Here is a 12,237-nt window from a genome sequence, read left to right as displayed (position 1 = left end):
TCGTGATTCATAATGTCTTCCCCAATGCAAAGATGACCGCCTCACGGCCAGCTTTCGTGTACTGTCACGAAGACGGCAACTGATCCTTGATCTACATCAATCAGAAGAAGGCACAGGCGATTTTGAATGCTTCCGCTGTGATTTTCCCTCGCGACCGCGACCATGATCGTTCCGTCGTGATTCATGATGCCTTTCCCAATGCAAAGATGACCGCCTCACGGCCGGCTTTCGTGTACTGTCACGAAGACGGCAACTGATCCTTGATCTACATCAATCAGAAAATGACGCCTGTGGTGGGAGCTTTCCGCCTGTGTGCTCAGCAATCATTCGCTTCATCGAAGCCGATAAGCCATTACCCGAAAAATACCGCTGCGGCGGCATTTCGAAGGTCGTTGACGATCCCTCCGTGGCGATCTCTTGCCGGGAACGCGGAGAGACCGTTTCAGTCGAGACAGGGCCATTTTTCCGCGTCGCTGCCAGGCAGCGCAAGCACGAGACCTGGCGGGCAGCGGCGATTTGCAATGAGGGGAACATTCTTGAGCATTGAGGCCATTCGACGGCGCCGGGGGCGAACGTCATCACCGAGTACTATTGCTGGCACCGTAAAGTTAACCGACGGCTGATGAAGATGTGCGTACATGGGCGATGTCAGAAGTTGCTCGTGATCCGCTTTATCGTCGCCACCGCTTTCCCGCTGAGATCACTGCGCACGCGGTGTGGCTTTACTTTCGCTTTCCGCTCAGCCTGCGCATGGTTGAGGATATGCTGGCGTCCCGCGGTATCATCGTCACGCATCAGACCGTTCGAAGCTGGGCGGAGAAATTCGGACGGCATTTCGCCCGGGAGATGGGCTGCCTGGCGACAAATGGCATCTCGACGAATGTGTGGTGGCCATCAATGGCAAGAAGCAGTGGCTCTGGCGTGCCGTCGATCAGGACGGCTTCGTCCTCGACGTACTGGTGCAAAGCGGTCGAAATGCCAAGGCGGCAAAGCGTCTGATGCGTAAGTTGCCGAAGGCTCAAGGGCGGACACCACGGGTCATGATCACCGACAAGCTCCGGTCCTATGATGCCACTAGGCGCGACCTCATGCCCGGTGTCGAACACCGGTCGCACAAAGGCTTCAATAATCGCGGAAAATTCGCACCAGCCGACCCGACGACGCGAAAGGACCATGAAACGCTTCAAGTCGGCACGCCAGCTTCAGCGGTTCGTTTCCATCCATGATCCGATTGCCAACCTGTTCCACTTTCCATGCAATACGCTGTCATCGGCTCAACTCGAGACCTGCGTAACGCCGCCATGTAAATCTGGAACAAAATCGCGTGTGTCGCCGCAGCCTGACAGCCGTTCCGGCTCTGAATCAGTCCGCTGATAACTTTACAGTGCCTACGTGGGAATAGAACACCGCTTACTTCTCTAACACATCGTTGCGCCATATCCCGGATGTGCTTGCAGCGGCTGTCCTCGACAATATTTTGGAGTTCTTCGATTTCACCTGTTGTGACGTCATACCGTGATGATTGATGAGACTTTTCCGGGGAATCCCCGGCACAACGATGCTGCTCTCGGTCATCGCTAGACCACTCAGCGGTATCGCGATCGCAGCGTGGGCGGACATTGCAGGAAGGCGACGATTCGGCGTGTACCCTTGACCTGCCACTGAACTTTCATCCAGCGGCGACTAGAGCCCCGGCGGTTTTGAAATACGCCAATTGGCGCGGTGTGAGCAACCGGCGGAAACGCGACGTTTTCATCTTGCGCAGCGTTGGAGCCGGTTGCGGCGATGGTCCCGGCAAAGTCTGCTGGGGTTTTGTATCCGAGCGATGAGTGGCCGGAAGCGGTTGTAATCGTCCGCCCATTCAGCAATGGCGCTTCGGGCATGATCGAGGCCCGAAGAAAAGGCTATCGTTGAGCAGCTCGTCGCGCATGCGCCCGTTGAAACTCTCGACATAGCCGTTCTGCATTGGCTTCCGAATTGTAAGGGACCTAATTGCCGGCATGTTGAAATCCCCGCTGCGTTAGCGGGTGATCTCCTTCAAGTTCCATCAATTCGCCGAAGCATGTGTTCAACGTTAATTGCGTGGAAGATAAAGCCGAGTTCACTAATCGGAGAATCGTATCGGATGTCGTCTATTGTGGCGATCAGCCGGTCAGCATCGATCAGTCCCAGTTCATGCAGCAGGCAACGACGGGATAATTGATTAGTGATCTCGCTAGCACCGATAATCAGCGAGCCGGTCAGATAGTGTTCGAAATTTTCTCTTATAGAAACGCCAAAGAACCGTTTCGGATATCCAAGCCGTTCCAACATCCGGCGATGCAGCGCCTTTTCGTGCCTCCAGGCTAAAGGCAAACTCCGATAAAATCGTACGGCTTCTGGCTGGGCGAATGGGCTAATTGGCCATATGCCATGGCTCGCAAACAAAGGAGCCCGCGCGGCGTGTGCCTCCAGTACCGAGATCGGCAGAATAGGAAAGGGTGCCCGATCGCAGCATGCTGCATAGTCGGGCAATCGGCTTTTGAGCACCAGCGTCATGGCGGAGGGAAGGATCGCAGGAAGGAATGCATCGCTAATATTACGAGCGATTTGGTCGTGACTTTGCTCGAAAGCATGGGCCATAAGCAACTCATCACCGCCTGTACCAGTTGCGACCGCCCGCGGGGCTGAGGCTGTTGCGAGCGACTTCAATAGTTGATGGAGGGGCCGCTGCAGATCGGCATTGTAGGGAGCGGGGACGTAGTCGCTACTCACTTCGAACCCACACGGAATCATTGGTATCGTGTCAACACGCAGCGTTTGGTCGTGGAAGCCAAAGTGCTCGATTGCTATTTCGCGCCGCGAAGTCTGTTGACTTCGAGCTGGCCCCTCGACCTCCAAGGCATAGGTTTGCAGGGCGTCAGGATGCTGCCCAGCCAAAATGGCGGCAACGACTGCCGAATCCAATCCTCCGCTGAATTCGCTAGCCGTGAGGGTGGGCGTGAGCGGCCAGCGACGCAGCAGGGTGTCGATCAAACGGCATGCTGCGGCTGCAACATCGGCCTCATCCACAAGCGGGGTCGGGATGAAATACGGTGCCGGAGGGGGATATTTCGTCTCGACGGCTCCGGTCCTGCTGATGCAAAGCGACGCGCGCTCGGTCAGCATGAAAACACCGTGAAACATCGTCGTTGTTGCATAGGGGAGCGTGCCGACAAGACGCAGGCCAGTTCGGTCGGTGTCGACGTCGGCGAGGGTCATGCCCGAATAAAAGTCCGCTATCGACCAGGAGAGATCAATGCGCTCGCCGCTGACCTTCAGATAAAGTGGCGCAACACCTCCATGTCCGGCGCTGAAGGTCACCGTGCCAGAATGGCAGTTGATCGAAATTGTCTGATAGTCCAATGGCCATTGCCCAAAGGCACAGAAATCCTCCGCTCGTTCTATCGACCAATCCCTGAGTGCCACAAGCTGCCCATTCGCTTCGGCGGAACGCTCGCGGCAGATCAGGATGATTTGATCAGTGGTGTCCCACCGGAAGCTTTCGAGCAAAGGATGGTCTAGGATAGAGATGTTGGGGTAGGGCGGCGGGTACATCGGGGGCTCAGCCACGCACTCGAGATGACCTCGGTCAATCGTTCCCTTGAACATCGGTGATCGCTTAGTTGATGAAAATCTAAAGGGGCGGTGACCGCCGCCTTGGCGACGGTCACACGGATCAAACTTAAACGTCCAGTTTGTCCATGTCGCCCGGCTTGCCCCCCTTGATCATGGCAGCAATCTCTGTGGTCGAAGGGGTCGGTCCGACGCGCGGCGCCTTGGCAAACACGCTCAACTCGCTAGCGATGAGATTAACGGGCTTGCGGGTGGTTGTCGTTTCCATGTTTTGACTCTCCGTTGGTTGCTTTCCTCGCCGTCTCCCTAAAGGGATGCCAATGACGCGAGTGACTGAGGTGCACTGACTGTCCTATGCCGTTCTAGGGTGGCATAGGCTGCGGAATCATTAGGCTGCAATCGATCCGGGCGGCTACGTGACTGGCTCTCTGGCCCCAGCATCGATTGTGATGTAGCACCGCTTGTGCAAAAGAAATGCAGGCGGGGACTTGTGTGCGTTTATGAGCCGGACTGGCGGCGAATTGGTGACCAATACTTCCTGAGCCATAAGGTTCAAACATCGAGCGGAATTTCCTATGCTAGCTAGTTGCCTTCAACGTCTGCGGGGCGGACGAGGGGATGACTTCGAGTGGCACGACTAATTCGTTTTCGAAAATGCTGGGCTCTGAGAGTATGTGTGTTTGCCACCCGTTGGCGCGCAAGGAGTTTATCAACTTTGGGTGCGTCTCGCCGATAAGCGAGGTGATGCCGGCAACGCGGCAAAACTCCATCAACCCGATCATTAAAACCCGCGATACGCGAACCCCGTCAATCCTTTCGTCACCGCTTGCAACCGCCCACCGCGTCCATTCGAAAACGTCGTGCGACCTTGGCCACTTTTGGCCCCGCATGATTTGCGGGTAGACGCTTGAAAGAAGATGTGGCTGCACCGTAGGAAGGAGCCGAGAATACCCGATCACCGCATCGTTCTTGAGAACGCTAAAATGAATAGCGCAATCGTGATCAAACTGATCTATTTCCCGTCTATCACTCTTGCGTAATGCCTGCCATCCACGTCGTTCCACAAATTGCTGGTGTCGAAATCGCCAGATTTTCTCCATGAGCACGGCGTTAGCCCGAGAGTTCCCAATGCAAATCTTCATCATCGCTCCCTGCCCCCGGAGATCACTATGCGCGATCTTTCTGTCCTTCAAAATGAGTAGAAATACTCATTTCTGAGTTAGGTCGCGGATGTTTAACGTCGTTCGTCGCGCTAACATGGTTTGAAATCAAATAATCCGCGCGGATGGGAAATGGCGTTAACGGAAAGATCGGCCAATACGGGCTTAAGAATGCCATCATCCCGTACCGCTAGAATAAATTTGCAGAGCATACCAAAGACGCCTAAGACTCGATCAAGCCGCCTCTCAGGCCGCTTTTCGTTGATGGGATCACGTTAGAAAACCATCTCGGGCGTGCTTATCTGCTACCGACCAAATAAGCTTCGACCGCTCTTACCGCCCCGGGTCTCGGGGGCATGCCTATGGGTTCGTGGTGGTCTGTCAGGGAGTATATCTACTCATTTACGTCACCCAGAAATGACTATAGCTGAATTGGTGTCTCCAATAACACTCGCCTCAGTTGGAGCTGGGCCAAGGAGCGGTCCAAACGTTTGGATCGTCCTGGCGTGAAGATAGAAAATCAGCGGAAAGGGAGAATCAAATGTCCTTGCATGTCAGCTACGTAGACAAGGAAATGGCGGATCATGCCCGTGCATCACAGTCGGGAAGCGCGGCGCTTGCCCAAGGAACGCAATATTCGTTGCTATTGAAGAATCAATCGGCGCAACCTTGGACCTTCTATGTCTATCAAAAGATGCCTCAACCTGTCGCCAATGTCTTCTCCTTGGCATGGTTCTGCTCTCCGTATCAAATTCGGGTTGGCAATCAAATCAAATTCACTTGGGAGCTCGCCTATAATTTTGTTTGGAGCGACACGGGACACCTGATTCCTGGCGTGGAATTTCTTTCCTCCGGGGTGCAGGACTGCAGCCCCAGCGGGAGAAACACCACTACTTTTTCATTAAATGATGGACCTGGCCTGACCGCGCCGATCAAGGGCGATCCTGCAGGATCACTGGTCATCAACGATGCTGCCAATGTGCCAAACAACCGGTTCTCCGTGGGCATCGGCATGTCCGGAACAGGAACCTATGTGGCACAAGCGGGCACCAATCTGATCCACACGTTCACGCCGACTCCGAGTTATTGGATTGCGGCGGGAACAAATGTGACTATCGGCTCGGTGCTCAGTATCGACACGATCACCCAGACCAGGGAAGCCAAGTTTCCCTCTGCCGTCTTCAATCTCGTAGGTGTGCTCCAAGAGGACAATACCTGGGAAGTCAACCCGGCTTGATGGCAAGGTGAATTGGCATCAGCTCCGCCAGTCAGGACGGAGCTGATGCAGGGGAGTGCCTGTTGATGCTGATAATTGGCATCCCTTCCCTCACACATCAATTTGACCGAGGAACCAAAGATGTTTGCAGGGCCTCCAATCGGTGCGGTGTGTCCCTTTGCGGGGCAAGCTGCCCCTACCTCGCGCTCGGTCAATACAATCTGGAGCAACACACCCTGCGCAAGCTCTGGCGTGGCTGCGGGTACAAATGCGGAAGCTCCGATCAGCTACGTCGAAGCCCAGGGATGGATGCTTTGCGACGGACGTTATCTTAGGGCTGCCGCTTATCCAGAACTCTATGCCGTTCTCGGCGGACTCTATGGAGAGCGGAATTCCACGGCCGATCTGGAATTTCGAATTCCAGACTACCGTGGGCTGTTCCTGCGCGGTTTCGATGCCGGTGCCGGTATGGACCCTGACGCGAAACGACGGCTAGATCCAACTGGCAATAATGTTGCGAATGTTGTTGGATCACTCCAATGCGATGCTATGCAAGTTCATGCGCATCCCTATGAGATAACGACGCCGGCGGGAATTTCGCAACAGGGCGGTGCCGCCGGAACTTCCATTTCAAGTAAATTGACAGGTTTACCGGAAAATCCGGCACGCACAGCTCTTGAGACTCGTCCTAAGAACGTGGCCGTGAACTACCTGATCAAGTTTCGATAACTTGAAAGGGGCGCAAGGTCCTTTCATGCAATTGAGAGATCTCGGTCCGGAAGTGACATCTCGCCGGCCGGCAAAAGAGGAGAAGCCTAATGACTGCCACTTTGAGAGCTTTCGGGTGCCTAGCTGCTTTCGCTCTGACCTTCACCTTGCCGCAGGGTGCCGCGGCTGAGGAGCATCAAAAAGGCAAGGTCGCGGCGAAGCCCGTAGAAACTGGCGTTGTGATCCGCGGCGTCACGCTTGCCGGCCCCGTTGGAAATCCGGGAACGTCAACCGGAAAAACATGCGACTTCAGCGGTGAGCCCGTGGATCCAACGGGGCGTTTGGAGGGGGCAAGCGTCAACTGCAGGCCAAATGGCAACCAGGCGAATACAACGCCAGGGCTACCCGCACGCTTTAACGCGTATTGCATGATAGATGCGCCGGTTAAAAGTGCGCGGCTAATCCAAGCTGCCCGACCAGAAAATGCCAACCACTGCGATCTGTCGGGGATCACCCCAAAAGACGCGACTGGTCAATTCGGGGGGGCCGTCTGGCGGTAGGCGGTCGTTGGACGACTTCTGGGGAAACAAATTCAAAGCACGTCCTCGCAGCCACCTCAATCGATGCTGCCTGCTCGACCTACCGAAGACTGTGTTGCGCCTGTCTATCAATTCAGACGCAGATCTAGCTCTGCATTTCAACGGGGCTACTATCTGATCATGATGGCTGTCGGGATCCAACAGGCCCGATCTTTGAAGTGGCCGAAAACTCCATATGCTTCAGCGAATGATTCTGAGACGAAAGCTTTCGGCAATCATCTGAGGTGTATTAACCACATTGAGCTTTCGCTGGATGTTCAAAATGACATTTTGAATGGTTCGATGGGATCGTCCGAGAATCGTTGCGATCTCTATTGCTGTTTTGCCTGCGGCACACCAATGGATGATTTCGCGCTCTCGCGTTGTGATCATGGGTAAGGCCTGAATTTTTCGACTGGCATCATTCCCAATTTGGGCGCGGAGCAAGCTATGCGCGTAAGCCGCCATCAGATAGAGCGCGCTTCGGTCGCAGGTTGAGAGCTCTACCTTTTCCGCTCCAAAACTGACAATCGATTGAAACCCAGCGGCAGTGTGTAAAGGAACGCTGAAGCCGTCAATCAACTTGAATTCGCGTGCCTCATCCATGACACGACGGCTCTGCCGATTGAGTTTTTGATCTCGCAGAGCTTCCGACCAAACAAATGCGTGATCACATGTCTTGCTAAGATGCACTATGGGGTCGGCGTGGACATAATTGTTTTCACGATAGCGATCAAACCACCCGACTGACCAATTGCCCAAAACGAAATAGGGATCAATTCGCTCAGTAGGCGAGGGGATGCCGGATATCGCGAAATAACTAAACCCGAAATATTGTGAAATTTTTCCAAGTAAGAGTAACACATCGTCTTTGCTCTTTGCGCTGGCTGACTCTGACAGGAAATCGAACACCAGATTCGAGACCGCTGAGGATTCTTCCTTCACGACAACCTCCCGGTTCGGCGCAAGATTAACTTCCTCACATCTAAGCAGTGAGTGTCCAGTTCCGTGGGCAGCGAAACTCTGAAAACCATATTAGATACCCTTGATGCATACAACCAAAAAGCGCATCTTCCAGGCGGGATCGTCCTCGGCAAACCGTTTGGCGCCGCTCGTCTAAAAACAGTTCGAGCCGTCAATTTTAACCGAGTGCGTCAGCCCGATCGCCATAGCTACGCATTCACCCGGAACCGTGCGGCAGACGACTGACAACTTCGAAGCAGGGCCTGTCGCAAATTTTGGCGCTCAACGGTATGTTGACATGGGAAGAGAGATTGCCGCTCCGAAAGTTGTGGAGCGAGCCGATGATTCTGAGTGCTACTGCCGAAAAGCTGAAGCGGCAATCGATGGATGATTTCAAGGCCGGCATTTTTCAAAGCATGGCCGATCGCGCTGGCGGTTGCCTTGTATCTGGGTTTGCTCAATGCTTCAGACGAGTTCGTCAGAAGCGAAAGTTTAGGCCCGCTTCAATTACATTATCGTTGAGGTCGGACTTCGAGCTGATGCCTCCGCTCGTGGTCGGGACGGCGTTGTTAATGACGTAGTTGTACTCGATCTTTGCCGACACGCCACCCGAAAACGCGTGCTCGACGCCGCCGCCGAAGAGGTAGCCCTTTTTCCAGCTACTCGGTCCGGATTTCCACATGTCCGATCCGGATGCGGCGTGGCGGCCCTCGAACTCGGTCGTTGTGACGCCCGCGGTGCCGTAGACGAAAGTGCGGTCAAAGCCCAGGCCAGCCTTCGCTTTCGCGGCACCGCGGAAGCGGCTTTCCACCTTGCCGCCGGGCACACGCACTTCGTTGTTCATGTAAGAGCCTTCGAGTTCTGCGCCGAAAACGCCCGATCCGGCCTGGAAATTGTAACCTACCTGAGCGCCCACTGCTGGGGCGCGATCATTGTTAAACGGGCCGAATTTGGAGGCCGCGACACCTCCGTGAAGACCGGCGTAAGCCCCGGTCCACGAGAAGGTTCCCGGTGCGCCATAAGAGGGCGCGCTCGGAACCCTGTGGTCAGCTAGATCGGCCGCCGACGCGCCGCATGCCATCAGGGTCGAGACGCCTACGGAGAAGATTTTTCTTTTAATTGGCGACATATATAACTCCATAACGAGCGAAGCTAACATCCGGTGCTGGGCTGGACGCCCAAAGGTCTGCAAACCCCGCCTGACCCCCGAAGAGGGCATCATGAGCTTCCATGAGAAAAGCCAGATCGCTGGACTGGATCAAGTTTCGCATCGCGTCCGTTGGGTCTTGTGTCGACCCGACGCTCTTTGGGACATAGGAGGGGTTGTCCCTGCTGTGCCGGAGCCTATCTCCTGGACCATAGCCCCCGACGTTCCTCCCTGCGACAGCCCTTCGCCTGTTGAATATTTCAGCATGGTCATACCTTTTTCATAAGTCGACTCTCTACAATTGCCCGATTAAAGACAAGAGACGCAGAGGATATATTTAATAATATATTTGTTTATCTTACGCCAGAGAACGGTAGTGCATTGATAGCTCACCATTTAGTGGAAAACTATACGGAAATATATTTCCGAATATTTTATTGTTTATTTTCCAGCTGGTGGCACAAGCATTTGCCGCGCCAACAAACTTAGGCTCGTACAACGAAAGCGCGACTGTAGCTGAGCTTGTGCCACGACAGAAATTCACGACGCTCGTCCGGGCGGCCAGATCCGCAGAGCGTCCCTGCAACTCCTGGTCCAGGAGCCTGTAATCCGCAGTGATATGATCGTCGGTCAGCCGATGGGTGGGGCCGAGCGGCTGCCGACCCGCGGTGCGATGCCCGATCCCGAGGCCGGTTCAGCCGTCTGGGCAACTCGCGAGTGATGGGTGAGACCCCCGTCCGACTCCCACCCCGCCGTGTTGGGCTCACCGTTGGTGGAGAAGCGTGTCATAGGGACGCGTCGGGTCGGCTTGAGGATATTCACAACATTGACGGCGTCGTCGCGACCAGTATCTCTGCGCTGTTCCTGCGGGTGATCAGCATCGCCAATTTGTTCTTCCTGAACGGTTGCGGAAGCCCAGATCGTTACCGCCGAAGCGAAGATACTCTCCACCGAAATCGCGATTGCGGCCACAAGTTGTTCGAGCTGGCAGGAACGCGTTCAACCCTTGCAGAGCACGGGCTTGATCGCCACTGACGCAACGCCCGCACCCATACTCTGCATGACCCGGTCCGCTGGAAGTACGCCATTTTGGGTAAGTATTTCCTGAATGGCGAGAAGCCACCGCTCCATGCCTGGAGCTGAGGTTTTCGATCTGCAAAGCACCCTGAGATCAGGTGCTCTGCAGATTTGTCTGCAACGTATACGAGGGGGAAGCTTTCACCTTCGTCAACGAGGTGTCGCGGACATTGTTGCCACTGCTTGGCCGCCGATTGTCATAGCCCTAAGTCTTTTTCATATTCTGCCGGCCATCTACGAAGGGCGCACAGTCGTCCGGAGATAAACACTTCGGCATCCATCATTCAAATCCTTCAGATCAAATCAATGGATTTCACTAATAGGCTCTTAGAAAACATAAGGGGTGCTGGCAGCTTCGGCTGCCTCATAAGGAGTATATGTGATGATGATCAAAGGCACTGATAAAAGCCCCTTTATTATTAATGGATCCGATGAAGACGACACAATCTATGGACTCAATCGCAATGACTGGATCAAAGCCGGCGGCGGCGATGATCTGATTTGGGCTGAACGCGAACACGACATGATCGAGGCCGGTCCCGGCCATGACATCATCTGGGCCGGGGATGGCTCAGACGCTATCCATGCTGGTGATGGTGACGACCTCCTGTATAGCGACGGCTCATTCGCCGCCTTCAACCCCTTCGAAGTGCACCGCGTAATACCACATAGCGGCGAGAGCGACGACTGGCTCCACGGCGATGACGGGAAGGATACTCTGGTGGCTGGCGACGGCGCAGATGTTTTGGCTGGCGGCGAAGACGCTGACGCCTTCGTGTTTCGGTTCCACGATCCTATGGTTGGAACAACGCACTGCTATACGACTGTGAAAGATTTCGACCCGAAGCAAGACCGTTTTGTCATGGACGCCGATCACTTCGGTAAAGGGGATCTGTTTGGCGCAAATTTCATCAACCACTCGAAGGGTTTCCCAGGCCAATTTGTGGACACTTTCTACAATGGCAAGGCCGCGAACGCGCACGGTGAGCACGTTGTGGTAATCACAGATCGTGGGTTCACGTCTAGCTCCGCCGCCGCGACCGCTATTCACGGGGAAGCCCGCGGTGACATCATTGTCTACTATGATGAAAAAACTCTCGGTCAGGATGGCAAAACTCACGGTGCGACACTAGCCTATGTCGATTCCGCGAACCACGCGCATGCCTTCGCTCATGTCGACAATCTGCACGACATGTCAGATCTTACCTCGTTTACGGGGGAAAATTTCGGCTTCATTTAATTCGAAGACCCGAGGAGCGTTCCACCCTTGGGGCGCTTCTCTTTTCCAACGTGGCGCAGTACGGAAAAATGGAAACGACGAAATTTTTTTGATCGAATGCACCGGCACGTGAACAAGGTCCAATGGCCGGTCGCGTGCTGTCCAGTGTCGGCGTTTTTAAACCGCAAAGACGTGACCCTGGTCGAGAGGATCGTGAGATGCTGGCGGAGTTGGCCCTGCTGCTGATGACCCGCGTGGTGTATCAGGAGCGGCGCCTGCGTAGCATCCGTTTTCTGTACAGGCCCGCGAAGCAATTCCATCTTAGTGAAAGTCTGCGTTGAGGGCCTTAGCAGGATTACGTCCCGTTTCATGGCTGCTTGGCGAGGGGTCCACGCGGTCACATCCTTTTGCTGGCGGTGCGTCTTCCGTCGAGGAAGGTTTACATTGCGCTTGACAGTGCTGTCGTCAACATACTGGTGTTGGCGACAGGCTTCGGTGATCTGCTCGGCCGGAAATGAGTAACCGCCGTTACTTCAACAATCATTTACGTTGAACGAGCCTGGTGATCTCGCTGA

The 12,237-nt window shown here is 54.7% G+C and carries 9 protein-coding genes and 3 pseudogenes; 6 read left to right on the top strand and 6 right to left on the bottom strand.

Going from position 1 to position 12,237, the window contains the following annotated elements:
- The first annotated feature begins 86 nt into the window (after nt 1-86).
- Nucleotides 87-257, top strand: a complete 171-nt coding sequence (locus HFO99_RS23790; RefSeq protein ID WP_221970387.1) for a hypothetical protein — start codon at nt 87-89, stop codon at nt 255-257.
- Between the two features lie 388 nt (nt 258-645).
- A pseudogene (locus tag HFO99_RS23785) lies at nt 646-1,374 on the top strand (IS6 family transposase).
- 295 nt (nt 1,375-1,669) lie between these two features.
- Here the strand turns inward: HFO99_RS23785 and HFO99_RS23780 are convergent.
- From HFO99_RS23780 to HFO99_RS23765, 4 genes and pseudogenes are all read right to left on the bottom strand, one after another.
- A pseudogene (locus tag HFO99_RS23780) lies at nt 1,670-1,972 on the bottom strand (integrase core domain-containing protein); the annotation flags it as partial.
- Between the two features lie 65 nt (nt 1,973-2,037).
- Nucleotides 2,038-3,630 carry an asparagine synthase-related protein gene (locus tag HFO99_RS23775; RefSeq protein ID WP_222363975.1) on the bottom strand — a complete coding sequence of 531 codons (1,593 nt, stop codon included), beginning with the start codon at nt 3,628-3,630 and terminating at the stop codon, nt 2,038-2,040.
- A gap of 73 nt (nt 3,631-3,703) precedes the next feature.
- Nucleotides 3,704-3,862 carry a hypothetical protein gene (locus HFO99_RS23770; protein ID WP_168291008.1) on the bottom strand — a complete coding sequence of 53 codons (159 nt, stop codon included), beginning with the start codon at nt 3,860-3,862 and terminating at the stop codon, nt 3,704-3,706.
- Nucleotides 3,863-4,172: 310 nt separating this feature from the next.
- The gene (locus HFO99_RS23765) at nt 4,173-4,739 is read right to left on the bottom strand and encodes an acyl-homoserine-lactone synthase (protein ID WP_168291010.1); all 567 of its coding nucleotides are present in this window, start codon (nt 4,737-4,739) and stop codon (nt 4,173-4,175) included.
- 556 nt (nt 4,740-5,295) lie between these two features.
- Here HFO99_RS23765 and HFO99_RS23760 point away from each other — a divergent pair.
- Entirely contained in the window at nt 5,296-5,991 is a 696-nt protein-coding gene (locus HFO99_RS23760; RefSeq protein WP_168291012.1) for a protein rhiA, read from the top strand.
- Nucleotides 5,992-6,111: 120 nt separating this feature from the next.
- Complete coding sequence (locus tag HFO99_RS23755) at nt 6,112-6,699, top strand: phage tail protein (protein ID WP_261323298.1); 588 nt, start codon at nt 6,112-6,114, stop codon at nt 6,697-6,699.
- A gap of 758 nt (nt 6,700-7,457) precedes the next feature.
- On the opposite strand, the gene HFO99_RS23750 is transcribed toward HFO99_RS23755, so the two are convergent.
- Nucleotides 7,458-8,201, bottom strand: coding sequence for a helix-turn-helix transcriptional regulator (locus HFO99_RS23750; RefSeq protein ID WP_151519972.1), 744 nt, complete (start codon nt 8,199-8,201; stop codon nt 7,458-7,460).
- A gap of 496 nt (nt 8,202-8,697) precedes the next feature.
- Nucleotides 8,698-9,348 (bottom strand): outer membrane protein, encoded by a 651-nt coding sequence (locus tag HFO99_RS23745; protein ID WP_222363974.1) that lies wholly within the window; start codon nt 9,346-9,348, stop codon nt 8,698-8,700.
- A 919-nt stretch (nt 9,349-10,267) separates the two neighbouring features.
- Between HFO99_RS23745 and HFO99_RS23740 the strand changes: the two are divergent.
- A pseudogene (locus HFO99_RS23740) lies at nt 10,268-10,509 on the top strand (SfnB family sulfur acquisition oxidoreductase); the annotation flags it as partial.
- Between the two features lie 316 nt (nt 10,510-10,825).
- Entirely contained in the window at nt 10,826-11,683 is an 858-nt protein-coding gene (locus HFO99_RS23735) for a calcium-binding protein (RefSeq protein WP_138386458.1), read from the top strand.
- Nucleotides 11,684-12,237: the final 554 nt, after the last annotated feature.

The sequence above is a fragment of the Rhizobium leguminosarum genome (assembly GCF_019798305.1).
GTDB lineage: Bacteria > Pseudomonadota > Alphaproteobacteria > Rhizobiales > Rhizobiaceae > Rhizobium > Rhizobium leguminosarum_U.
The sequence above is the reverse complement of the archived record's forward strand: the minus strand, read 5'-3'. Positions and strand labels throughout refer to the sequence as shown.